Source organism: Pseudoflavonifractor sp. MSJ-30, from assembly GCF_018918045.1.
GTDB lineage: Bacteria > Bacillota > Clostridia > Oscillospirales > Oscillospiraceae > Faecousia.
Genome location: NZ_JAHLPU010000022.1, coordinates 1 through 23,198, shown reverse-complemented (window position 1 = coordinate 23,198; position 23,198 = coordinate 1). Strand labels below are relative to the sequence as shown.

The window sequence follows — 23,198 nt, the reverse complement described above, 5'->3', positions numbered from 1 at the left end:
TCAAAAATTCTCGCTTTCAGCTCCTGCCGATTTATCAGAGATTCCATGAGGAGGAAAAACGATGCAATACAGTCTGTGCAATACCTGGGAATTCACGGAAACCTGCACCGAAGCCTTTCTGCGGGGAGAACCCGTGGAAACGGAGTCTGTGCGTCTGCCCCATACCTGCCGGGAGGTGCCGCTGCACTACGCTTCCCCCAGGGACTATGAAATGGTCTGCGGCTACCGCAGACGCTTCACGGTCCCTGCGGATGCTCCCAGGCTTTTCCTTCGATTTGACGGCGCGGCCCACCAGGCGGTGGTGTTTGTCAACGGAAAGCGGGCGGGGGAGCACCGGGGCGGTTATACGGCGTTTACCTTGGAGATTACCGATCTGGTGGACCGGAATCAGGAGAACTTGCTCTCTGTTTGTCTGGACACCCGGGAGGATCCCCAGGTGCCGCCCTTCGGCTTTGTGATCGACTACCTGACCTATGGCGGACTGTACCGGGAGGTCTGGCTGGAAACGTCGGCCCAATGCCGGATGGAAGATTTGTTTGTCCATACGCCGACTCTGCAGACGGCAGATGTCAGCCTGAAGCTGGATCGGCCGAAGGCTGCCGCTCAGGTGCGGTTTTCTCTGAAAGACCCGGCAGGGGAGACGCTGGCAAACAAAACGGTTTCTGCGGAGCCGGAAATTCACGCCGTTTTGGAGTATCCTCAGGCGGTGGCCTGGACGCCGGATAATCCGATGCTGTACCGCTGCGGGGCAGCGCTGCTGGATGAAAAGGGGAAAGTTCTGGACATCCGGGAGACCCGTTTCGGCTTCCGAACGGCGGTTTTTCAGCCGGATGGCTTCTATCTGAACGGGAAAAAGACGTTCCTGCGGGGCCTGAACCGGCACCAGAGCTATCCCTATATCGGCTATGCGGCGACGAAAAGCCTGCAGCGGGAGGATGCTCGTATTTTGAAGCAGGAGTTGGGCTGCAACGCGGTGCGTACCAGCCACTATCCGCAGAGCCGGCACTTTCTGGATGCTTGTGATGAAACAGGCCTGCTGGTATTTACCGAACTGCCGGGCTGGCAGCACATCGGAGATGGCGGCTGGAAGGATCTGGCATGCAAAATGGTGGAGGAAATGGTCCTGCAGTACCGGAATCACCCCAGCATCATCCTGTGGGGCGTCCGTATAAATGAAAGTGTGGACGATGACGCGTTCTATACAAGAACAAATGCCATAGCCCACGCGCTGGATCCCAGCCGTGCTACCTCCGGCGTCCGGTATCTGGAAAAGAGCCATCTTCTGGAGGATGTCTACGCCTTTAACGACTTCTCCCATACGGGCAATAATCCCGGAGCAAAACGGAAAAAGCAGGTCATGCGGGAGAAGGACAGGGCGCTGCTGATCTCCGAGCACAGCGGCCATATGTACCCTACCAAATCCTTCGACAACGCGTCCCACCGACAGGAGCATGCCTTGCGGCATGCGAGAGTTCTGAACGCCGCTTATGGGGATGGAGATCACGCGGGCTGTTTTGGCTGGTGCATGTTTGATTACGCTACCCACAAGGACTTCGGTTCCGGGGATCGAATCTGCTATCATGGTGTGCTGGACAGCTTCCGAAACCCCAAGCTGGCGGCCGGCGTCTATGCCGCTCAGGGGAAGACACCCACTTTAACGGTCAGTTCGTCCATGGATATCGGCGACTATCCGGCGGGGCAGATTGGCAAGGTCTATGTGTTCACCAATGCGGAGCGGGTGGAGCTGTACAAGAACGATGCCTATGTGACCACTTTGCAAAAAAGCCCCTGGAGGCTGCTGCCCCATCCACCCCTGTGCGTGGAGGATACCATCGGAGCGCTGCTGGAGACCCAGGAGCATTTCGAAAAGCCCAAGGCAGACGCCCTTCGGGACTGCCTGCTGGCTGCCGGGAAATATGGTCTTGTCGGGATGCCCCTGAGGAAAAAACTGAAAATGGCCTGGTGCATGGTGCGTTACAAAATGAAGTTTGAGGACGGGGTTGCCCTCTACGGAAAATATGTGGGCAACTGGGGCGGCGAAGCCACCCGCTGGCGGTTTGACGCAAAAAACGGAGACGCGCTGGCGGGGTCTGTGACCCTTTGCCCCAGTGAGAAGCTCCATTTGGAAGTTTGCGCCTCTGCGGAAACTCTGGCGGAAGGGGATACCTACGATATGGCTGCAATCCGGGTCCGTATTCTGGACGAAAACGGCAATCCGGCGCCCTATGCCCAGCTGCCCCTGCAATACACATTGGAAGGACCTCTGAGCCTGGTCGGACCCGCCGTGCAGACCGCCGAGGGCGGCATGGGCGGAACCTACCTGCGTACCGTAGGCGAAGGGGGAAGGGCAAAGCTGACAGTCAGCACCCCGGGCTGCGAAAGCGTCCGTTTGGAATTTGATGTGAAAAAGGAGATGGCGTAAATGAATATGCGCTATTTGGCCGGAACGGATTCCGGAAAGGTTTCGCTTCAGACGGAAGTTTCCCCGGACTGCGGCGTGGTAAACCTCTGCCCGGAGCTTCCCGCAGGCGTTCTGGAGGATGCGGTGGCGGAGCTGACCTGGACTATGGCTGAGGACGAAAAGCTATTCATGAATGGCTATCAGACCTGGACCCATAGCCCGGAAATGGGAAAGCGGGATCGTATGCGGGGCGTGGATCAGGTGCCCGGCCCCATTCGGAAGCACTTCGGCCTGGATCGGTACGGGGACTACCATTTCGTGTCCTACAGCGACAAAAAGGGCCAAAGCCATGGCTTTTCCTATTGCTATTTCCGCAAGGGCGATACCTACCGCCTTATCGGTTCCCTGGATGAGACGCCGGGCTACACCATTTTTGCCTATGACAGTGCCGCGGAAAAGCTGACCATCCGCCGGGACTGTGCCGGGGTCCGGCACAACGGCGGCAGGTTTCACGCCTTTGATTTGTTCTTTGCCCAGGGCGGGGAACGGGAGGTGTTTGACGCCTGGTTCGCCGCCATGGGCTGCCGGGCCCGGCAAGCCCCCAGGCTGACCGGCTATTCCAGCTGGTATAACCGTTACCAGAATATCAGCGATGCTTCTGTCCGTGAGGATCTGGAGGGGTACCGGAAGATGTTGCCCAAGGGCGGCCTTTTCCAGATCGATGATGGCTGGGAACCGGCGGTGGGGGACTGGCTGGAAACGGATACCGCCAAGTTTCCGGAGGGCCTGAGGGGCTTTGCGGAGGAATGCCATGGGGATGGGCTTCGGACGGGGCTTTGGCTTGCGCCATTCGTCTGCGAGAGCAAATCTGCCATCTATCGGGAACACCCGGATTGGCTTCTGCGGGTCAACGGGGAGCCCTGGTACTGCGGCTGCAACTGGAGCGGGTTTTACGCCCTGGATATCGACAACCAGGAAGTACAGGCATATTTGAAGAATGTGTTCCATCGGGTCCTGGAGGATTGGGGCTTTGACCTTGTGAAGCTGGATTTTCTATATGCCGCAGCGCCTTTTGGGAGTGAACGGGAGTCCCGGGCGGCCCGCATGGCCCGTGCTATGGCCCTTCTGCGGCAGTGGTGCGGGGACAAACTGATACTGGGCTGCGGTGTGCCGCTGATGCCCTGCTTCGGGGTGGTGGATTACTGCCGCATCGGCTGCGATGTGAGCCTTGATTGGGACGACAAGTGGTTCATGCGCCTGATCCACCGGGAGCGTGTGTCCACCCGGCAATCCATTGACAACACCATTTTCCGCCGCCAGCTGAATGGCCGGGCCTTTGGCAATGACCCGGATGTGTTTCTGCTGCGGGATGAAAACTGCACCCTTACACCGGCGGAAAAACGGAAGCTGGCCGCCGCCAACGGCTGCTTCAGCCAGATCCTGCTGTGCTCCGACCCGGTGGAGCGGTATTCTGCGGAAAACCGGGAGCGCTACGCCTGGGTACAGCGGCTTTTTGACCGGGCGGAGGAGATAAAGACGGAGGCGGACAACGGCCTGTCCATTGGCTTCAGACTGGACGGAAAGCGTTATTCTATTCGGATTCGATAAGAAGCAAGATTGGAAAGCAGGCACATTTTTATTGGCCGGATGATGCTTCCTCCTGAGCCTGATACGCAGACCCGGCTTTTTGCCGGTTGGCGGCAGCGTCGCTGAATTCCGTTGACGAACAAACAAGGGACGGCGAGATGCCGTCCCTTGTGATGCAGCTGACAGGAGTTTACTGGCCGTCGTCGATCCGCAGATGATTCTTTGCCAAAGCCTTGCGGATGGCCAGAAACAGGATGGGAGCGAAGACGATGGCGACAACGGCGTTGAACACCGTTGCGGGGAGCTTGCCGACCACATCCAGCATGGCGGCGGAGGGCTCCCAGCCCTTGACATAGGTGCCCTTGATGTAGCTTTTCAGCAGGTACAGCAGAGCATAGGCAACAGCGCCGGCGGCGGAACCCAACAGGGCTTTCACATAGCCCGCGTCCTTTTTGCCGAACCGGATGATGAGACCCGGCAGCAGGCCGTAAATACCTTTCATCAGGAAGGTGATCCAGGCCTCGGAAATATAGATGGGGTCAAACATATCGAAGATGGCGGAACCGAGACCGGCAGCGAGACCGCCCAGCCAGGGCCCCAGAAGCAGACCGGACAGGGCGCAGAAGATGTTGCCCAGATGGAACGAAGTGGTACTGCCGATGGCGAGGGGCAGCCGGACCCGCAGCGCCGAACCGGCCACGACCAGGGCGGCCATCAGTGCGGTAAAGACAATTTTTCTGGTGGTTAATGTGGATTTCTTTTCCATTGTATGTTCCTCCCGGAATTGAATGGTGCTATTATAGCAATATCTGGCCACAAAAAAAGCACCAGAACGGTATTGAAAAACAAGGCCAGATGAATTGAAATTGGTAAAGATAAAAATGGGAATGGGGTATACAGATTTCGCAAAAGGTGTTATAATGGCCCTGTAGGGAAAGCCCTGATTCCATTCTCGAAATACTAAATGAAGAAAGGGAATATTTATTATGAGACTGATTCGCGCCAAGGATTATGAAGATGTCAGCCGCAAGGCTGCCAATATTATTGCCGCGCAGATCCAGCTGAAGCCTGACTGCGTTCTGGGCCTGGCTACCGGCAGCAGCCCTGTGGGCACTTACAAGCAGTTGATCGCCAAGTATGAGTCCGGCGATTTGGATTTCTCTCAGGTCCATACCGTCAACCTGGACGAATATGTGGGTCTGACCAAGGACCATGACCAGAGCTACGCTTACTTTATGCGTACCAACCTCTTTGACCATGTGAACATTGACCAGGCCAAATGCAACATCCCCAACGGCATGAATCCCGATGCTGAGGCTGAGTGCGCCCGGTATGATGCCGTTATCGACAGCTTCGGCGGTGCCGATCTGCAGCTGCTGGGTCTGGGACCCAACGGCCATATCGGCTTCAATGAGCCCTCTGATTCCTTTGTGAAGAACACCAACAAGGTCAAGCTCACCGATTCCACCATCGATGCCAACCAGCGTTTCTTTGAGAAGCGTGAGGATGTTCCCACCCATGCCTATACCATGGGCATCGGCGGCATCATGAAGGCGAAGCGGGTCCTGCTGGTGGTTAACGGCGCGAACAAGGCCCAGGCTGTGAAGGATTGCTTCTTCGGCCCCATCAAGCCTCAAGCTCCCGGCTCCATTCTGCAGCTGCACCCCGATTTCATCCTGGTTGCCGATGAGGCTGCCCTGTCTCTGGTGAAGGATATGCTGTAATTGCTTTCTAAAACATGCATTTTGCCCCTTGCCGGTTCCGGCAAGGGGCATTTTTAACGCATTTTCAGATTTTTCGCCCGGTTTTCAGATCAATCTGATTCCGCAGAGGCGTTCCTGCCAGAAAGGCATTCAGATTTTCCGCGGCAATGCCCAGAATTCGCTCGTGGGTCTCCGGCAGATGGTACCAGCCGGAGACATGGGGCGTCAGCACCAGATTTTTGGCGTCCCACAGGGGATGGTCCTTCGGCAGGGGCTCCGGCTCTGTTACATCCAATCCGGCGCCTGCCAGATGGCCGCTGTTCAGAGCGTCAGCCAGCGCGTAGGAATCCACCGCGGATCCCCGGCCTACGTTCAGGAAATAGGCGCCGGGCTTCATTTTGGCGAAGGTTTCGGCGTTGAAAACATGGGTGGTGTCTGCCCCTCCGGGCAGACAGGAGGCGACGATGTCCGCGTCCTTCAGGCAGATGTCCAGACTGTCCATCTGATAGAGAGCGTCCAGATATTCCGGCTTCTGCCCTTTGCTGCGGCGAATGCCGGTGACGGTGCTTCCCAGCAGATGCATCCGCTTGGCAAATTCGCCGCCCAGATTGCCCAGACCTACGACCAGTGTCCTGGAGCCATGGATGGAGGTGACGGTGCCTTCATCCCGCCACAAATGCGCCTGCTGGTTGCGCCCATAGAGATTCAGCTTTTTCATCAGCTCCAGCAGCATGGCCAGCATATGCTCCGAGATGGCGAGTCCGTAGGCGCCAGTGGCGTTGGTCAGCAGGCACCCTTCCCGCAGGACCTCCGGATAGCCGTCTGTCCCGGCGGTGTTCAGCTGGATCCACCGCAGCTTTGGGGCGTTTTTCAGCATGGCGGGGGGGACATTTCCCAGAATGATGTCCGCATTCTCTACAGATGTCTCCGCAGGCTTCATGTCATAGGCGAAATGGGCTTCCGGCGCAATTCTTTCCAGCATTTCCCGGTGACGGGGCTGGGTTGGAATGGTTACTAGTATTTCATGCATCTTCCGTTCCTCCTGTTTTACCGATGGTCATGATGTCGTATGGTGTGGTCTGGTAGACGAAGTAGTTCAGCCAGTTGGAGAACAGAAGGTTTGCGTGGCTCCGCCAGCGGACCATGGGAGGCTGAGTATCGTCGTCGTTCGGATAGTAGTGGGCGGGTATCTGGATGGGGAGCCCCTGATTTTTGTCCCGCAGGTACTCTTTTTCCAGAGTGTCCGGGTCGTATTCCGCGTGGCCGGTCACGAAAATCTGCCGCCCGTGCTTGGTCATAAGGGCATAGACGCCTGCCTCTTCAGAGGAGGCCAGAATCCGCAGCTCGGGGTGCTTTTCAATGTCCTGCCGGTAGACGGTGGTGTGCCGGGAGTGGGGAGCATAGAAAATATCGTCAAAGCCCCGAAGCAAAATGGCCTTTTTGTAGTCTGCCGTATGGGCAAAGACTCCGAAGAGCTTCCGGGGCAGGTCATGCTTCTGAATGCCATAGTGGTAGTAAAGACCCGCCTGAGCGCCCCAGCAAATGTGGAAGGTGGAGTGGACATGGGTCTTGCTCCACTCCATGATCTGGCACAGCTCCGGCCAGTAGTCCACCTCTTCAAAGGGCAGCTGTTCCACAGGGGCACCGGTGATGACCATTCCGTCGAATTTCCGGTCCTTTACTTCGTCAAAGGTTTTATAGAAGGACAGCAGATGGTCAGCGGATGTGTTTTTGGATGTGTGAGAAGTGGTGTGAATCAGCTCCAGATGCACCTGCAGCGGCGTGTTGCCAAGCAGACGGCTGAGTTGGGTCTCTGTGACAATCTTGGTCGGCATCAGGTTCAGCAGCAGGATCTCCAGCGGACGGATATCCTGACGAACGGCCCTGGTCTGGCGCATGACAAAAATGTTCTCCTGCTGCAGGACACCGGCGGCGGGCAAATCGTTGGGAATTTGAATGGGCATGGGGTTCCTCCTGGGTGCGTGTCTGTTTTGTATAATATATCATAGCTGCGCTCAAAAATCCAGTACAACAGAAGGTCGGTCCGCCGACTCCAGTGAATAAAAATGAATCGATACAAATTTTTTGAAAAAAGTTTCAAAAACATGGGGATTTGATATGAAAATATTTTCTTTTGGAACGATTGAAACGGGAAATGAGATGTGCTATAATACCTCAGAACTGAGATATCTAAAATAAAACAAAAGAAAGCGAGCGATGCTTTATGCGGAAAACGAAAATCATCTGCACCATCGGTCCGGCTTCTGAAAATGCCGAGACTCTGAAAAAAATGTGCCAGGCCGGTATGAACGTGGCCCGGCTGAACTTCTCCCATGGCACCCATGAGGAGCAGCAGAAGAAAATTGATCTGATCAAGCAGGTGCGGCAGGAGCTGGGCCTTCCCCTGGCAATCATGCTGGATACCAAGGGTCCGGAGTACCGTATCCGCACCTTCAAGGACGGCAAGGTCACGGTTGCTGCAGGCGACACCTTCACGTTTACGGTGGACGAGGTCGAGGGCGATGAGACCCGTGTCTCTGTCAATTATAAAGGCCTGGTAAAGGATCTGTCTGTAGGGGACAGAATTCTGGTCAATAACGGTTTGGTAATTTTTGAGGTCAAAAAACTCCAGGGCAGCGATGCTGTCTGTAAGTGCGTTGTGGGCGGCGAGCTGTCCAACCGCAAGAGTATGTCCTTCCCCAATAAGGTCATGACCGGTCCCTTCCTCAGCGAAGCGGACAAGGCAGACCTGCTCTTTGGCATCCGGAACGATATGGATTTTGTGGCAGCATCCTTTGTTTCCAATAAGCAGAATGTGCTGGATATTCGCTCCTTCCTGGATGAGAACGGCGGCAGCCAGATCGAGATTATCGCTAAAATTGAGAACCGCGCCGGCGTGGACAATGTGGAGGAAATCTGCGAGGCCTGTGAGGGTGTCATGGTCGCCAGAGGCGACCTGGGTGTGGAGATTCCCTTTGTGGAAGTTCCCGCCATTCAGAAGCGCCTGATCCACAAGTGCCGTCTGCTGGGCAAGCGGGTCATTACCGCAACCGAGATGCTGGAATCCATGATTCAGAACCCCCGGCCCACCAGAGCGGAGATCTCCGATGTGGCCAACGCTGTCTATGACGGAACTTCCGCCATTATGCTCTCCGGCGAGTCCGCCGCGGGCAAGTACCCCGTGGAAGCCGTCAGCACCATGGCTCAGATTGCGGAGTTTACCGAGGAGCACACCGGCTACAAGGACCGCTTCTATAAGTACGACTTCCGGATCAACAACAACCTGGATGCCATTTCCCACGCCACCTGTGCCATGGCCATCGACGTGAATGCCAAGGCCATTGTGGTCTGCTCCGTCTCCGGTAAGACTGCGCGGATGGTCAGCCGCTTCCGTTGCCCCACCGATATCATCGGCATGACCGTCGACGAAAAAGCCTGGCGGAAGCTGAACCTGAGCTGGGGCGTCACCCCGGTTTTGGCCAATGAATTCAGCTCTATGGATGTCATGTTCTACTATGGGCTGGAAAATGCCAAGAAGTACCTGAATCTTCAGAAGGGCGACTGCGTTGTCCTCACCGGCGGCCCTATCAATGGCAAGACCGGCAACACCAACACCATCAAGGTGGAGAAGGTTGGCTGATAGCCAGGACAAAACCAGATAACCGAAAAGCCTTCCGGTCATATGCCGGGAGGCTTTTTCACGCTGAATTATGACGGGCGGCGACACGCTTCCGCTGCCGTGCGCTGTCTGCCTGTTTGGGACTGTGTCCGCTCCTGCCGCCGCCGAGCCTGAGACTACGGCCCCAAGGGGATTACGTGCGGAGATATTATCAATTACCCGGAGCGTTTGACCGGAGAACCGGAAAAACATAAACAAAACATGTATTTTTAATGCGAATTTTCGTTTGGAAACAGGTTGTGAATTGAAAAAGAATGTGGTATAATAAGCTGGTGACCGCAAGAATTCCGGACATGTCCGGAATCATGAGATATACGAAAAGCGAGGCAGTCTATGAACGATAAGATCATTGTCCGGGGCGCCCGGGAAAACAACCTGAAAAACGTGGATCTGGAGATCCCAAGAGATAAAATGGTGGTCTTTACCGGCCTCAGCGGGTCCGGTAAATCCAGTCTGGCCTTTGATACCATCTATGCCGAGGGACAGCGGCGGTATGTGGAGAGCCTGAGTTCCTATGCCCGGCAGTTTTTGGGCCAGATGGACAAGCCGGATGTGGATTCCATTGACGGCCTGTCGCCCGCCATTTCCATTGACCAGAAGACAACGTCCAAAAGCCCCCGGTCTACAGTGGGCACGGTAACGGAAATATATGACTACCTGCGTCTGCTCTGGGCCCGGGTGGGTATTCCCCATTGCCCCAAGTGCGGCAAGGAGATCCGCCGCCAGACCATCGACCAGATTGTGGACCGGGTGGAGGCTCTGGGGGAGGGGACTCGTTTCGTGGTTCTCTCTCCGGTGATTCGGGGCAAAAAGGGCGAGCATGTGAAGGTTCTGGAGGATGCCCGGAAGCAGGGCTTCGCCCGGGTGCGGGCAGACGGCATTCTCTACGATCTGACGGAAGAGATCAAGCTGGAAAAGAACAAGAAGCACACCATTGAGCTGGTGGTGGACCGTCTGGTGCTGAAGGAAGGGCTGCGCCGCCGTCTGACGGACTCTATTGAAACGGCCTGTACCCATTCCGGGGGCCTTGTGACCATCCAACTGCCCAAGGAGGACCAGGAGCTGAGCTTCTCCCAGAATTACGCCTGCGAGGATTGCGGCATCAGCCTGACGGAGCTGGAGCCGCGGATGTTCTCCTTCAACAATCCAAACGGTGCCTGCCCTAATTGTACGGGCCTTGGCTTTCAGCTGATTGCGGATGAAGACCTGGTGATTCCCGACAAGACCAAGTCCATTTTTGACGGGGCCATTCAGGCTTCCGGCTGGCAGAGTGCCCGGACGGACTCCATTTTCCGGATGTATTTCGAGGCTTTGTCCCAGAAATACCATTTCTCCCTGACGGATCCGGTCAATACCCTTTCCAAAGAGGCCATGCAGGTGATTCTCTACGGCACCGGCACGGAGAAGCTGCACATGACCTATAACCGGGGCAACGGCATGGGGGTGTTGGAGCAGCCCTTTGAGGGAATCCTGAACAATATTTCCCGACGCTATCGGGAGACCCAGTCCGACGCCGCCCGGAAGGAGCTGGAGGAGTGCATGGCAACCGCACCCTGCCCCAAGTGCCATGGAGACCGCCTGAATGAGCTGGCTCTGGCGGTGACGGTTGGCGGCCTGAATATCATGCAGTTCTGCCGCATGAGTGTGGTTCAGGAACTGAAATTCATGGAAAACCTGAAGCTGGAGGGCAACATGGCAGTCGTCGCCCAGCAGATCATCAGGGAGATCACATCCCGGCTGCGGTTCCTGACGGACGTGGGCCTGAGCTATCTGACCCTTTCCCGGGGCGCGGGGACCTTGTCCGGCGGCGAAAGCCAGCGCATCCGTTTGGCCACCCAGATCGGCTCTTCCCTCATGGGAGTCTTGTATATCCTGGACGAGCCCTCCATCGGTCTGCACCAGCGGGACAATGACAAGCTGCTGGCAACGCTCAAGCATCTGCGGGATCTGGGCAATACCCTGATCGTTGTGGAGCATGACGAGGACACCATGCGGGCGGCAGACTATATTGTGGACGTTGGCCCCGGCGCGGGCTGTCACGGCGGAAAGATCGTGGCGGCCGGTACTTTGCGGGATATTCTGAATTGCCCGGAGTCTATTACGGGACAGTATCTGTCCGGAAAGAAAAAAATTCCCGTGCCCGAAACCAGACGGCCCGGCAACGGCCAGATCCTGGCGGTCCGGGGGGCCAGTGAGAACAACCTGAAAAATATCGATGTGGAAATCCCCTTGGGGACCCTGACCTGTGTCACCGGTGTTTCCGGTTCCGGCAAATCCAGCCTGGTCAACGAGGTTCTGAACAAGACCCTGCTCTCCAAGCTGAACCATGCCAGGTGCCGCCCGGGGGCCTGCCGCTGCGTGGAGGGCCTGGAGAATCTGGACAAGGTCATTGACATCGACCAGAGCCCCATCGGCCGGACACCACGGTCCAATCCGGCTACCTATACCGGCCTGTTCAACGACATCCGCGATCTGTTCGCCTCTACGGCGGACGCCAAAATGCGGGGCTATGGCCCGGGCCGGTTCAGCTTCAATGTCAAGGGCGGCCGCTGCGAGGCATGCTCCGGCGACGGTCTGGTGAAGATAGAGATGCACTTCCTGGCGGATGTGTACGTTCCCTGCGAGGTCTGCCACGGCGCCCGGTACAACCGGGAAACGCTGGAGGTGCTCTACAAGGGCAAGAATATCGCCCAGGTGCTGGATATGACCTGTGAAGAGGCTGTGGATTTCTTTGAGAATCTTCCCAAAATCAGAAAAAAGGCCCAGATGCTCTGTGAGGTGGGCCTGGGTTATATCAAGCTGGGCCAGGCCAGCACCACCCTATCCGGCGGCGAGGCCCAGCGTGTGAAGCTGGCAACGGAGTTGAGCCGCACGGCCACGGGACGGACCATTTATATTCTGGATGAGCCCACCACGGGCCTTCATGCGGCGGATGTACACCGGCTTATTGAGGTGCTCAATAAACTGGTGGATGCAGGCAACACCGTGCTGGTCATTGAGCACAATCTGGATGTGATCAAAACCGCCGACTATCTTATTGATCTCGGTCCCGAGGGCGGCGACGGCGGCGGAACATTGGTCGCCTGCGGAACTCCGGAGGAAGTAGCCGAAAATCCCAAGAGCTACACAGGACAGTACCTGAAGAGTTATCTGAAATAAGCGATGGGGGCCTGTAAGGAGCCATATAAAATGAAGAAGTATGCTGCCAAACAGGCTTCCCTATAGGCGGAATAACCTGCCGCCCGCTGTCTGGCGGAACGCTGCGTCCTGTTTGGACGCTTTGCTCTGCGGGGGATTTGACGCTTACTTGGACAACACAAAAAGAGTGCAGTGTAATTTAGGCATATTAAAGCCGAAGGAAATGCATAAATTGCATTTCGTACAAAAAACGGACAACAGCATATAGGCTGTTGTCCGGGAAAATCTTATATTTTTCACTGTTCTCTTGATGAGTAGTTCACTACACAGACAGCAGGAAGTGGGCTCAGCTTAAAGAATTTTTCATAAGAGCCCATCCTCCTGTTGTGTAATCGGACATATCCCCTCAAGATTACTTTATCTCTCCGGGTACAGATTTAACAGGATAATGCTACTCAACTCATCCAACCGTTCTTCAGTATACCGCTGTGCAGTTACGTAGTAGGCGGTAATCGCCATACTGGAACCACCAGCTTCCTCAACGGCTTTTTCAGCGGCTGCCTCCTTTTCTGCAATCCAATGCAGCTGCACCTGCGTTAGGGCATCCATCTTATCCCTAGGGAGGATTTCCTTTAAAATTCCCCAAACCTCATTCAATGCTTGATCCCAAGCTTCATATTCCTGCTGGATAATCGAATTTATATCAGCCTGAGACAAATTCCTGTTTGCTGAAAGTTCTTTCTCACATTCCAGGTAGCACATTTCTGCCTGTTTCATTGCCTTTAATACCTTTCTGTGAAGTTCAGGCTTATCATTTACAGGAAGAAAGCCAAATTCCGTATTCACATCATAAAAGAGATAGTCGTCAAACTCTCCATTTTCAAGGTACAATCGCTGAAAACTCTCTGGGAGTGCAGAAACCGGCGCACCAGGTAAAAAAATCTGTATTTCGTCTCCAACATTCAAATCCCCATACTCGTTTTCCAAAGGCTTTATCGGAACCCGTATGACTTCAGGGACTTCAGCAAGGGACAGACTCTTAATACAGGTGTTTACCAAATAGGGGCTATCCTGTTGAAAATTTTCCAGCTGTCCTACAAACGAATTATAAACCCGACTTAGAGGAGCGTCTTCCCCGTTCTCTCCCGAAAGTACCAGGTCACATACACCTTCAATACTGCCATCTTCGTGGATCGTAACCCATGCGCATGTTGTGGCCAATAAAGTCTGAAACTCAAGATCCTGAATATCCGCATAGCGGAAATCAATCTTTCCCTTCTCTGCGATATAGTGAGGATGCGCTTCTACACCATCCTGGATTGGTTCCGTTTGAGAAGCATTCTGGGGAAGATCTGTGGTTCCCGCCGCTGCAGTAGATTCTATTATCCTGCTTTCCAGAACTACAGAGGGCGTACCTTGATTTTTACATCCGCACAAAGTGCATAAAAACAGTGCAGTCATGCATATTGGTATGACTTGTAATTTCATATTCTAGCCTCCATAATTCTAGTTGCTCGGTTCTCGTATTAAAAATTGTATCACAGAAATTCAGAATTTACAATTCGGTGATTTCGCTTCTATATTAAATCTATATTAAAATTTAGGAGACCGTTATTTGAATACCGTCCCCCTTATTGAATAAAATGGAATCGCTCTACAGCGGTCAAAGCTTTCAATAGTAAGAGACAAAACTGACAGCGTATAAAATGAGCGTGGCTCCCAGTGAGGCCAGAGAGAGGTGATGCATTGGAAGTCAGGAAAAAGACAACATTGCTTGTGATATTTACTTCCCTACACTGTTACGCTAGCCCCATATGCTATCTGCTACCATGTAGAAGTGTTGTTTCATATTAGAGAACGCCTTTCAATCCGGGCACAGCTTTGACGGTTACGGCGGGTGGTTGTTGAGCGCTTGCTCGTTTTCTGTTATCCCAAGCACAATCTCAGGTATATTATGGCATATCATCACTCGATATCGAGTCCGCACTTCCCTGAGGCGGAATTACGGCAAATGTATTCACAATCGCTGCAAACCGGACACCATGCCCCTCCGCTGCTTCCAGATAATACCGACTGGTGATGCGGAAGCAGCCACCCTGCTCGTCGGAAAAGTAGTCCCGGACTTCAACGGGGGAGTCCCATTCCTGACCATTGCACATGGAGAACGTGATTCGGTTTCCGGCAACTGCTTCCGTAATCTCCCATTGACCTTCCAATTCTGCCCGTTCCTGAGAAGCTGTCTGCTCATAGGGAATGTCCAAATGGATAATTTCAATCTCACAGTTCGGCAGAGAGGGGTCTGCCTGAGGATTCATAAGGGAAGCAATCTGCCGTTCCTGTTCTTCTTCGGACAGCGAAAAAAGGGAATCCCCATAGATTTCCAGTACTTCTTTCCGTGTCATTGGCTTCAAATACGGACGAATATAGGTGATATCGCCCTCTTTTTCCATCGTATAGCTGTCAACATCATAATAAATTGCAAATCCCGGCTGCGGTGCTTCGGCAGTGACTTCCGGTTCCACACCATCTGCCGCGTAATCGCCCGCATACTCCATTCCCTCAACATTTATGGTCATTTTCTTAGGCGGGAAAAGGGTTTCAATCAGGCTGGTAACCTTTTCTTTCACATATTCTACAGCTGCCACACCCGGAGCGGTGTTCAAGAATAGGGTCAGTATCAGAATCAGAGTAATCACTGCCGCCAGCTGCCGCATATAGCGCAGGCGATGCGGTTTTCTGCCGCCTGTACGAAGCTGTTGTGCTTCCAATAGGTATTTTCCCTGTACGCCGCCCAGAATATCCAACAGATCCATATTTGTCATAGCAATCCCTCTTTCACCAGCTGCGTATATAACCGCTTTCGGATACGAAATAGCATAGACTTGACCTTACTGACGCTAAAACCAGACTTTTCCGCGATTTCCTCGGTGGAATCCAGATACCAGTAGCGGCAGAGGAATACACTCCGCTCCGTTTCTTTCAGCGTGCCAAGAAAGCGGTTCAAACTTGCCAGGATTTCTTTCCGAATAGCTGCGTCTTCAGCGCTTTCCCCACCAACGCATTCGCTGAGTTCGTCCAGCGCAATTTCGATCTGACCCTCGCCCCGCTTAAAAGCACGGTACTTTCTCCACCGATCAATGGAAATATTCCGGGTGATTTTCCCAAGAAACGCTGCCAGTGCCGGGGGACGCCGGGGCGGCATGGAATTCCATGCGGACAGGTAAGTATCACTAACACTTTCTTCGGCATCCTCTTGATTGGTCAGAATATTATAAGCAATGCTGTAACAGTAGCCGCCATACTTTGTGTCCGTTTCCTCAATCGCCTGCTCTGAGCGTTCAAAGTATAGTTTGATGATCTGATCATCCTCCATAATAGAGGCCCTCCTATTCTCTCTGCGTGTTTCACCCTTATATACGCAGAGATTTGTTTCCGGTTGTGCTCTTTTTAAGAAATATTGTATCCACGTGTTTTGACCGCATATCCTGCTGAGCGTTCAGCATCACCGCAACGTCACTGATCTTCACTGTTGGGTTATGAAAATCCCCCACACCAGCAAAAGTGTGAGGGATTCTCTGCGCAATTCATAACTACATTCATTCACCCAAAAGAGAGGCCGGTCCCGGCGTAATTCTCGGTGTAAACCACCTTTTCTGAGAAATTACAGCATGAGACAGGGCCGTTTCTTATTTTGCCGGTTTACGCACACAGGTCAGAACACAGCCGAAATTCTTTTGATTTTTGAGAAAGGCGCTGAGGCTGCCCCCGTAAAAGTCCTCCCCGTGGGAGTCGGAATAGGTGTTGTAGCCATAGAAGCCGCCTTCCCCGGCGGTGACGCAGACGAAATGAGAACCGATGCGGGCCCCCTTGCGCCAGTAGTAGAAGAGAATGCCAACGTCCGACATGCGGCACATCTGGTCGAATTTGGCGACATCGGAGCAAAGTGTTACATTGTAGCCCCATTTTTTCAGCAGCATGGCAGGGGAGAGGACGTTGGTGCCGAAATTGCCGTTGATCAGGGGCAGTTGGTGCTCCAGGGCGTCAATGATGGTCTCGGGCAGGGGAGATTCGCCCAGTTCAATCAGGGCATTGTACACGGCCACCCACCCGCAGCCGGTTTTGGCGGAGGACCGGAAGCCGTAACGCCAGCGGTCCTTGGGTATTTTTGTCTGATTACAGATGTAGGTCTGCATGACTGCCCTCCCGGGACGCAATATAGTCGTCCAGAATGCCTGCCGCCAGGGAGCAGAGCCTTGCGCAGGGCCGCTTGGCGTAGAAATCGGCGGTCCTGGGCGTGGGGACAGGATCAGAAGGGGGATTTTTCAGAATTTCCCGGCAGACAAGACTTCCGGCCTGCTCCCGGAATTTTCCGGCAAGCTCCTGAACAACTTTATAGTGCGCCATTTTGACAGTGTCATTTCCCGGCTCACTGTAGCCGTACAGGAGTCCCAGAACAATCATCATGCCGCTGACGGCGCCGCAGGTTTCCCGCAGCCGTCCGATACCGCCGCCGAAGGAGCAGGCGAGCTTTGCGGCGTATTCTTCAGACAGCCCGGTTTTATCACAGAATGCGACAGTTACAGCCTGGGCGCAGTTATATCCTCGGCAGAACAGCTCTGCCGCGTATTCTCTATGGTCCATTGTATGTCCCCCAGTATTGCTTTCATGTTTTATGTAAATCGATTATAGCATATCAGGAGATGAAACGCAATGCCTATAAAAAATTTCCAGCAGACTGTTTGGCCTGCTGGAATGTGTGCTTATATGGATCTGTGAATGACCTCGCCGTTCAGAACGGCCTCCTCCAGCACATCGTCCCGGTAGCGCAACGTCAGCAGGAAAAAGGGGGCATCCTGCCACAGAAGGTCCAGGAAGATCTTGTCGCCTTCCCACATGGGCAGGCTGTAGAGGAATTCCCTGTCGACCCATTCCAGATCACCCTCATTGCATTCGTGCATATCCCCTTCAAAGCCATCGGCGGTGAAGAGGTACATGTATTCCCCGTCGCAGCCCGCGTTCAGAAAAGTAATCACGCCACGGCAGCGCCAGGAGGTCAGGGTCAGGCCGGTTTCCTCCCAGGCTTCCCGGAGAACGCACTCGTCCGGGCTTTCCTCCGGCAGAAATTTGCCGCCGATGCCGATCCATTTGTCATGGTTGATGTCATTCTTTTTCTTGACCCGGTGGAGCATCAATACCTGGTCGCCCCGGGTCACATAGCACAGCGTGGTGTTGCGCATTCCCATTTTACTGCCTCTTCATAAGCCGGTAGGCCAGGTGCTCCGGGGTAACGACTACCTCGCTATGGCCCTCTTCCCGTTCGCCGTCCAGGGTCCAGGGCATCTCCGGATCAGCGAAGATGCGGATATGGGTGGCGGAACGGAAGGTCAGCATGGCGCAGTTGTATTTCTGGGCGTTCAGGGCTACGATGCACTCATGGATCTCCGCCAGATTCTTGGGGGCGCGGACAAGCAGAATCTCCAGCTTGTTGTCCCGCAGATCTACAATTTCGGGATCCAGAGTCAGAACGCCCCCCACGGAGGTGGAGTTGCAGATAGCGCCAAAGAGGAAATCGTCCTCCACCTCTTCGCCGTCAATGATCATCTTAATGTGTTCCTTGCGAATCTGGGACAGCTCCTGAATGCCCTCCAGCACATAGGCGGTATGGCCCAGGGCGTTTTTGATGCTTTGGGGCGTTGCGTAGCTGGTGCGGGTAAAGGCGCCGAAGGAAGCTACATAGGAGAAGTACCGGTCGCCGAATTTGCCGGCGTCATAGGCAACGGGGGAGCCGAGAATGATATCCTGAGTGGCTTCCAGTATATCAGAAGAGAGCTTCAGACTGGAGGCAAAATCGTTGGTGGAACCGGCGGGAATGTAGCCGATGGGCGTATCGACACCTGCTTTCAGAATTCCGGCCAGGGTTTCGTTGAAGGTGCCGTCACCGCCGCAGCAGACCACCAGGTCCACGTCCCGGCACACGCGGGCAACCTCCACAGTGGCGTCTCCGGGGCCGGCGGTAATATAGACCTGAACGGCATACTCTGCCCGGTTGAACATGGCAATGATCTCCGGCAGCAGCTTCGCCGCCTTTTTCTGGCCGGAATAGGGATTCACGACCAAAAGCATTTTTTTCATGAAAAAACCCTCGCAATTCAATGTTACGCTACTTGTGTGGAAATCATTATAGCACATTTCCGCATCTTCGCAAGCCCGGCGGGGGAGTGTTCGTAAAAATGTTACAATTGATAATTTTACGGCATTCTTACAGATGCCCCATGCTTATCGGGACAAAAAATGAATTCTGCCGGAAGAGGAGATCCGATTTTGAAGTCCCTCGGTGGCGTACAAGGTGCCGTCATCTGTGATTAGAATCATTTCAAATTCCTCGCTGTGGGTGCGCCAGAAGGCTGTTGCCTCCTCCAGACCCATAATATACAGGGCTGTGGAAAGGCCGTCTCCCAGAGTGCCGTCTGTTGTGACGATGGAAACGGAACTGAGGCCGCTTTCTGCCGGACGGCCCGTCCGGGGGTCCAGAATGTGGCGGTAGACAACGCCCGTGTCCGGGTCCTCAAAGTAGCGCTCATAGCCGCCGGAGGTGATAACGGCCTGATCGGAGACCTTGACGGCGGCGTAGAGCGCCCCTTCCTGCCAGGGATCCCGGATGCCGATATTCCAGTCGCTGCCGTCAGGCTTGCTGCCCAGACACTGGACGTTGCCCCCCAGGCTCAGCAGGGCGGAGGACACGCCGGCTTCTCTCAGAATCTCGCAGGCCCGCTGGGAGGCATAGCCCTTGCCGATGCCGCCCAGATCAATCTGCCGGCCGTCTTCAAGGGTCACAGTGTTTCCGGAAATCCGGATATGGTCGGCGCCAACACGGGAAAGAGACTCGCCCAGTTCGGCGGCTGTGGGCACATGATAATTCTTATCGTAGAAGCCCCAGAGCTTTACCAGAGGATAGACGCTGGGGTCAAAAAGTCCATCCGTGGAATCGTACAGCTCCAAAGCCCGCTCCAGCAGGGCGAGAGGCTCCGGGGACAGGGCGGCGCTGCCGCTTTCGTTGAGCCGGGAGATTTCGCTGTCAGAGAGACCGGTGCTTAATGCGGCGTTCAGTGCCAGAATTTCTGCCTGGGCCTTGTCCAGTCCATCCTCCCGATTGGGGCCGTAGGCGGTCAGGGTCATGACGGTGTCCATGGTGGTCAGATACCGGGTGGAGGCGGCGCCGTCTTCCCGGCTTCCACAGCCGGATAGCAGAAGGGTCAGGATGGTAAAAACAATCAAAATCTTTCTCATAATATCCTCGCAGGGCATTTCTTGACGTATAACCGTGATTATAGCCCAGAAAGACCGGGGTGTAAAGGCCCGGCACAAATTTCCCTGTTGCATTTTGCCGGAAAGTGTAATAAATTATACATATCAGAAGAACCGGGAGGGGCTCGAATATGAACGAAGCGGATCGTAATCGAAAACAAAACCTCTGGCTGTTCCCATTGGGTACCGTGGGGCGGGATATGCTCTACCAGCTGTTTACCAATTTCCTGCTGGTGTATGTCCTCTTTACCCGGCAGCTGACAGCGGCACAGCTTATGACCATTACCGCTATCATGGTGGCTGCCCGGGTATTTGACGCTCTGAATGACCCAATCATGGGCAATATCATTGAGCGCACCCGCACAAAATGGGGGAAGTATACGCCGTGGCTGCTGATTGGCATCGCGCTGACTTGTGTGGTGGTGTACGCCGCTTTCAACGTGCGGCTCCAGGGCTGGGCCTTTGTGGTGTTCTTTGGCGTAATCTATTTCTGCTATTCCATTGCTTACACCATGCACGACATTGCCTACTGGGGCATGATCCCTTCTCTTGGAAGCGACGGTGCGGTGCGGGATCAGTTCACCTCCCGGGCAACCCTCTTTGCGGGGGTGGGCAGCACATTGGCGGGCATTCTGGTGCCTATGCTGACTACGGGAACCCACACTCTGGGCGGCAGCGCCCAGAAGGCCTACGGACTGGTAGCGCTTATGTTCTGCATCATCGGCCCGGTGTTTCTCTGCTTCACCATTTTCGGCGTCCGAGAGGACAGAAGTTATATGCGGGAGGCAGCGCCTCCGGTCAGCTTCAGGAAAATCTGGAATACGGTGACGGGCAACGACCAGCTTTTGTGGATCGCCCTGATTTTTCTTCTGCAGCAGGTGGGCAACGGTCTTGCCATGGGCGGTCTGGGCTCTACCTATATCTATTTTGCTTTCGGCTATGAAGGCGGGCTGTACTCTCTGTTCAGTACCATCGGCGTGGCGGCTACCGCGTTTCTGATGCTGTTTTACCCCGCCATTTCCCGGAAGTGGCCCAGAAAGACCCTGATGAAATACATGGTCTTCGCGGCCAGCGCCGCCTATCTCGTGATGCTGCTGGGCGGGTTGCTGCTGCCCGGGGGTACGGCCAAATTCTGGCTGATTACGCTATGCTACATGATTACCAACCTGGGCCAGTATTGCTTCTATCTGGTGATGATGATTTCCATCCTCAATACGGTGGAATACAACGAATACAAACGGGGTGTCCGGGACGAGGCGATTATCGCCTCCCTTCGGCCCTTCCTGACCAAGCTGGCATCGGCGCTGATCGTGCTGGTGACCACGCTGAGTTATTTGGCCTTCGGCGTGACCGGCTATACCAACCGGATCTCCGAACTGGAGCAGATGGCGAGCCAGGGCCTGGTGACGGAAGCGGAGAAGCTCAGCCAGATCGACGCCGTGGTGGCGGAGGCGACCCATTTCCAGACCGGCGGTCTGCTGGTGGTCATGAGCATTCTGCCCTGGGCGTGTATGGTGATTTCTTACGCGCTGTATTGCAGACATTACATTCTGGACGAAGGGGAATACAGCCGGATCGTGGGGATCCTTCGGGAAAGGAAAGAAAAATGAGCAAGTTTTATCTCGGTGTGGATGGCGGCGGCTCCAAAACGGAGTTGTGCGTGTCGGACGGAAACGGCAAGACCGTCCTGACTTTGAATGGCGGGCCTACCAGCTTCAAGTCTGTTGGCAACGCGGCGGCTTTTGCCAACATGCGGGAGTTGGTGCGCCAGATGGAGCGCTCCGGTATCCGGGCAGAGCATATTCAGAGAAGCGTCTGGGGCATGTCCGGCTGCGACACGCCGGGGGATCGGGTGGTCTACGAGGCCATGATCCAGCAGGCGGGATTTCTGGCGGAAAAAACCAGAGTGGTCAACGATGCCCTGCTGCCCTTCTGGGCGGCCGCGGATGTTCCCGGCGTGGTGGTGATTGCGGGCACAGGCTCCATCGTGGTAGGCATCGACAGCCAGGGCGATGCCCAGCGCATCGGCGGCTGGAACTATTCCTTCTCGGATCTTGGCTCCGGCTACTGGATGAGCTGCCGCCTGCTGCGGGAAATGACCCTATGGCTGGATGGCTGCCGGGAGGACTGCTTTACCTTCCGGGCAGTGGAAAAGAAGTTGCTGCCTCAGGGCGGCGGCAGGGAAGAGATGCTCTATCGCCTGTCCAACCTGACTAAGGGCGACGAGATCGCCTCCTATGCCTCCATTGTTCTGGAAACAGCGGAGTCCCCTCTGTGCAAAAAGTTGCGCCAGAGCGCCGTGGACAGCCTGACGCTGTATGCGGGACGGATGCTGGAGAATCTGCGGGAAAAGGGCGAAAAAGACCTAAAGATTGTCCTGTCCGGCGGTCTGTTTAAAAGTGACTGCTTCCGGGCCCAGGCCCTGGAGGCAATGGAGAAGCTGGCACCCGTGGTAGTCAACACCGTGTCTCCTGCCTTGGGTGGTGTAAGAATCGCCGAAAAACTGGGCTGAAAAGAAGAAAAGACAGCGAAAGAGCTGCTCGTGTTGCGCGGGCGGCTCTTTCTTTGTAAGAGAACCGGAAGCGGATATTAAAAATGCGTTAAGATTTCCTTATGCCGGTTGATTTTGCCGGAAAAGAATGTATAATTACAAACGGTAACAAAAAGTTATGTAACCAGACGCAACCGAAAACGATAGGGAGGAAATGGAATGGATGTTTTGAAAAGAATTGGAGGCGGTTTGCTGGCCTGCCTGCTGGCGGCAGGACTGACGGCTTGCCAGACCCGGGGAGGCACTCCTGCCGCTACCACCATCACTACCATGCCGGAGGCACAGACAAGATCCACTCTGGCCGCTGTCCAGACCCAGGGAAAGGAGGACCTGACGAAGCTGCTGGATCAGATCGAGGAGAACGTGTTCCCGGGAACCGCGGGCTGCACCATGGCCGCCGTGCCCTATACGGCAAAACTTCTGGATTGGTGCAAGGCAACAAGCCTTACGGAAAATGAAATGACTTCCGTTCTGACGGCCTGGCTCCAGGGAAAGGATACACGGGAGACAGCGAAAACATTTTCTCTCATTCGGGACACCTATGAGATTCTGTACGGTTCCACCGCTCAGGACCTGATGGACAGCGCCGACTTCCAGACCGACAGCTACCCGTGGCCAGACTCCTGCCGTCAGATCATGGATACCATGCTGGAAACCCTGAGTCCGGCAGACGCGGACATAAATTTCTAAAATTAGTGCTTGACATTTCTTCCAAAATACGCTATAATCCCTACTGTTCCGAGTGTGCTTCGGAAGATGGACGATTAGCTCAGCTGGCTAGAGCATCCGCTTGACGTGCGGAAGGTCATAGGTTCGAGTCCTATATCGTCCACC

The 23,198-nt window shown here is 54.7% G+C and carries 19 protein-coding genes and 1 tRNA gene; 9 read left to right on the top strand and 11 right to left on the bottom strand.

Annotation, left to right across the window (positions count from 1 at the left end; translation table 11 throughout):
* Positions 1–61: 61 nt before the first annotated feature.
* Both KQI10_RS03180 and KQI10_RS03175 read left to right on the top strand, forming a co-directional pair.
* Positions 62–2,422, top strand: a complete 2,361-nt coding sequence (locus KQI10_RS03180; protein ID WP_216565961.1) for a glycoside hydrolase family 2 TIM barrel-domain containing protein — start codon at positions 62–64, stop codon at positions 2,420–2,422.
* Complete coding sequence (locus tag KQI10_RS03175; RefSeq protein ID WP_216565960.1) at positions 2,423–4,009, top strand: glycoside hydrolase family 36 protein; 1,587 nt, start codon at positions 2,423–2,425, stop codon at positions 4,007–4,009.
* A 169-nt stretch (positions 4,010–4,178) separates the two neighbouring features.
* Here the strand turns inward: KQI10_RS03175 and KQI10_RS03170 are convergent, their stop codons facing one another.
* Positions 4,179–4,754 carry an ECF transporter S component gene (locus KQI10_RS03170; RefSeq protein WP_216565959.1) on the bottom strand — a complete coding sequence of 192 codons (576 nt, stop codon included), beginning with the start codon at positions 4,752–4,754 and terminating at the stop codon, positions 4,179–4,181.
* A gap of 220 nt (positions 4,755–4,974) precedes the next feature.
* On the opposite strand from KQI10_RS03170, the gene nagB reads away from it, so the two are divergent.
* A complete protein-coding gene (gene nagB, locus KQI10_RS03165) occupies positions 4,975–5,712 on the top strand; it encodes a glucosamine-6-phosphate deaminase (RefSeq protein WP_216565958.1) in 738 nt (245 codons plus the stop codon).
* A 64-nt stretch (positions 5,713–5,776) separates the two neighbouring features.
* Here nagB and KQI10_RS03160 read toward each other — a convergent pair whose 3' ends face one another.
* Both KQI10_RS03160 and metA read right to left on the bottom strand, forming a co-directional pair.
* Positions 5,777–6,721: a D-2-hydroxyacid dehydrogenase gene (locus KQI10_RS03160; RefSeq protein ID WP_216565957.1), complete on the bottom strand. Its 945-nt coding sequence runs from the start codon at positions 6,719–6,721 to the stop codon at positions 5,777–5,779.
* Positions 6,714–7,655 carry a homoserine O-succinyltransferase gene (metA, locus tag KQI10_RS03155; RefSeq protein WP_216565956.1) on the bottom strand — a complete coding sequence of 314 codons (942 nt, stop codon included), beginning with the start codon at positions 7,653–7,655 and terminating at the stop codon, positions 6,714–6,716. The genes KQI10_RS03160 and metA overlap by 8 nt, the downstream gene beginning before the upstream one ends.
* Before the next feature lie 260 nt (positions 7,656–7,915).
* Here metA and pyk point away from each other — a divergent pair, with 260 nt between their 5' ends.
* Positions 7,916–9,331 carry a pyruvate kinase gene (gene pyk, locus KQI10_RS03150; RefSeq protein ID WP_216565955.1) on the top strand — a complete coding sequence of 472 codons (1,416 nt, stop codon included), beginning with the start codon at positions 7,916–7,918 and terminating at the stop codon, positions 9,329–9,331.
* Positions 9,332–9,703: 372 nt separating this feature from the next.
* Positions 9,704–12,529, top strand: a complete 2,826-nt coding sequence (gene uvrA / locus KQI10_RS03145) for an excinuclease ABC subunit UvrA (protein WP_216565954.1) — start codon at positions 9,704–9,706, stop codon at positions 12,527–12,529.
* A gap of 396 nt (positions 12,530–12,925) precedes the next feature.
* On the opposite strand, the gene KQI10_RS03140 is transcribed toward uvrA, so the two are convergent.
* From KQI10_RS03140 to KQI10_RS03105, 8 genes are all read right to left on the bottom strand, one after another.
* Positions 12,926–13,996, bottom strand: coding sequence for a lysozyme inhibitor LprI family protein (locus KQI10_RS03140; protein ID WP_216565953.1), 1,071 nt, complete (start codon positions 13,994–13,996; stop codon positions 12,926–12,928).
* Positions 13,997–14,460: 464 nt separating this feature from the next.
* Complete coding sequence (locus KQI10_RS03135; protein ID WP_216565952.1) at positions 14,461–15,330, bottom strand: hypothetical protein; 870 nt, start codon at positions 15,328–15,330, stop codon at positions 14,461–14,463.
* Positions 15,327–15,881 (bottom strand): RNA polymerase sigma factor, encoded by a 555-nt coding sequence (locus KQI10_RS03130; protein ID WP_216565951.1) that lies wholly within the window; start codon positions 15,879–15,881, stop codon positions 15,327–15,329. Before KQI10_RS03130 ends, KQI10_RS03135 begins: the two co-directional genes overlap by 4 nt.
* 313 nt (positions 15,882–16,194) lie before the next feature.
* Positions 16,195–16,701 (bottom strand): hypothetical protein, encoded by a 507-nt coding sequence (locus KQI10_RS03125; protein ID WP_216565950.1) that lies wholly within the window; start codon positions 16,699–16,701, stop codon positions 16,195–16,197.
* A complete protein-coding gene (locus KQI10_RS03120; RefSeq protein WP_216565949.1) occupies positions 16,682–17,149 on the bottom strand; it encodes a C-GCAxxG-C-C family protein in 468 nt (155 codons plus the stop codon). Before KQI10_RS03120 ends, KQI10_RS03125 begins: the two co-directional genes overlap by 20 nt.
* A gap of 119 nt (positions 17,150–17,268) precedes the next feature.
* Positions 17,269–17,751: an 8-oxo-dGTP diphosphatase gene (locus KQI10_RS03115; RefSeq protein ID WP_253285100.1), complete on the bottom strand. Its 483-nt coding sequence runs from the start codon at positions 17,749–17,751 to the stop codon at positions 17,269–17,271.
* 1 nt (position 17,752) lies between these two features.
* Positions 17,753–18,640: a diacylglycerol kinase family protein gene (locus KQI10_RS03110; RefSeq protein WP_216565948.1), complete on the bottom strand. Its 888-nt coding sequence runs from the start codon at positions 18,638–18,640 to the stop codon at positions 17,753–17,755.
* 144 nt (positions 18,641–18,784) lie between these two features.
* Positions 18,785–19,795 carry an FAD:protein FMN transferase gene (locus KQI10_RS03105; protein ID WP_253285098.1) on the bottom strand — a complete coding sequence of 337 codons (1,011 nt, stop codon included), beginning with the start codon at positions 19,793–19,795 and terminating at the stop codon, positions 18,785–18,787.
* 149 nt (positions 19,796–19,944) lie between these two features.
* Between KQI10_RS03105 and KQI10_RS03100 the strand changes: the two genes are divergently transcribed.
* From KQI10_RS03100 to KQI10_RS03085, 4 genes are all read left to right on the top strand, one after another.
* Positions 19,945–21,423: an MFS transporter gene (locus tag KQI10_RS03100; protein WP_216565946.1), complete on the top strand. Its 1,479-nt coding sequence runs from the start codon at positions 19,945–19,947 to the stop codon at positions 21,421–21,423.
* The gene (locus tag KQI10_RS03095) at positions 21,420–22,325 is read left to right on the top strand and encodes an N-acetylglucosamine kinase (RefSeq protein ID WP_216565945.1); all 906 of its coding nucleotides are present in this window, start codon (positions 21,420–21,422) and stop codon (positions 22,323–22,325) included. Before KQI10_RS03100 ends, KQI10_RS03095 begins: the two co-directional genes overlap by 4 nt.
* Before the next feature lie 198 nt (positions 22,326–22,523).
* Entirely contained in the window at positions 22,524–23,054 is a 531-nt protein-coding gene (locus tag KQI10_RS03090) for a hypothetical protein (protein WP_216565944.1), read from the top strand.
* A 68-nt stretch (positions 23,055–23,122) separates the two neighbouring features.
* Positions 23,123–23,196, top strand: a tRNA-Val gene (locus tag KQI10_RS03085).
* Positions 23,197–23,198 lie beyond the last annotated feature (2 nt).

Excerpts from the sequence above, each read along its gene's own strand:
- pyk (WP_216565955.1), top strand. The coding sequence starts at position 7,916 with ATGCGGAAAACGAAAATCATCTGCACCATCGGTCCGGCTTCTGAAAAT.
- KQI10_RS03125 (WP_216565950.1), bottom strand. The coding sequence starts at position 16,701 with ATGCAGACCTACATCTGTAATCAGACAAAAATACCCAAGGACCGCTGG.
- KQI10_RS03160 (WP_216565957.1), bottom strand. The coding sequence starts at position 6,721 with ATGCATGAAATACTAGTAACCATTCCAACCCAGCCCCGTCACCGGGAA.
- KQI10_RS03130 (WP_216565951.1), bottom strand. The coding sequence starts at position 15,881 with ATGGAGGATGATCAGATCATCAAACTATACTTTGAACGCTCAGAGCAG.
- KQI10_RS03120 (WP_216565949.1), bottom strand. The coding sequence starts at position 17,149 with ATGGACCATAGAGAATACGCGGCAGAGCTGTTCTGCCGAGGATATAAC.
- KQI10_RS03140 (WP_216565953.1), bottom strand. The coding sequence starts at position 13,996 with ATGAAATTACAAGTCATACCAATATGCATGACTGCACTGTTTTTATGC.
- uvrA (WP_216565954.1), top strand. The coding sequence starts at position 9,704 with ATGAACGATAAGATCATTGTCCGGGGCGCCCGGGAAAACAACCTGAAA.
- KQI10_RS03095 (WP_216565945.1), top strand. The coding sequence starts at position 21,420 with ATGAGCAAGTTTTATCTCGGTGTGGATGGCGGCGGCTCCAAAACGGAG.
- nagB (WP_216565958.1), top strand. The coding sequence starts at position 4,975 with ATGAGACTGATTCGCGCCAAGGATTATGAAGATGTCAGCCGCAAGGCT.
- KQI10_RS03090 (WP_216565944.1), top strand. The coding sequence starts at position 22,524 with ATGGATGTTTTGAAAAGAATTGGAGGCGGTTTGCTGGCCTGCCTGCTG.
- KQI10_RS03135 (WP_216565952.1), bottom strand. The coding sequence starts at position 15,330 with ATGACAAATATGGATCTGTTGGATATTCTGGGCGGCGTACAGGGAAAA.
- metA (WP_216565956.1), bottom strand. The coding sequence starts at position 7,655 with ATGCCCATTCAAATTCCCAACGATTTGCCCGCCGCCGGTGTCCTGCAG.
- KQI10_RS03170 (WP_216565959.1), bottom strand. The coding sequence starts at position 4,754 with ATGGAAAAGAAATCCACATTAACCACCAGAAAAATTGTCTTTACCGCA.
- KQI10_RS03180 (WP_216565961.1), top strand. The coding sequence starts at position 62 with ATGCAATACAGTCTGTGCAATACCTGGGAATTCACGGAAACCTGCACC.
- KQI10_RS03110 (WP_216565948.1), bottom strand. The coding sequence starts at position 18,640 with ATGAAAAAAATGCTTTTGGTCGTGAATCCCTATTCCGGCCAGAAAAAG.
- KQI10_RS03100 (WP_216565946.1), top strand. The coding sequence starts at position 19,945 with ATGAACGAAGCGGATCGTAATCGAAAACAAAACCTCTGGCTGTTCCCA.
- KQI10_RS03175 (WP_216565960.1), top strand. The coding sequence starts at position 2,423 with ATGAATATGCGCTATTTGGCCGGAACGGATTCCGGAAAGGTTTCGCTT.
- KQI10_RS03115 (WP_253285100.1), bottom strand. The coding sequence starts at position 17,751 with ATGGGAATGCGCAACACCACGCTGTGCTATGTGACCCGGGGCGACCAG.
- KQI10_RS03105 (WP_253285098.1), bottom strand. The coding sequence starts at position 19,795 with ATGAGAAAGATTTTGATTGTTTTTACCATCCTGACCCTTCTGCTATCC.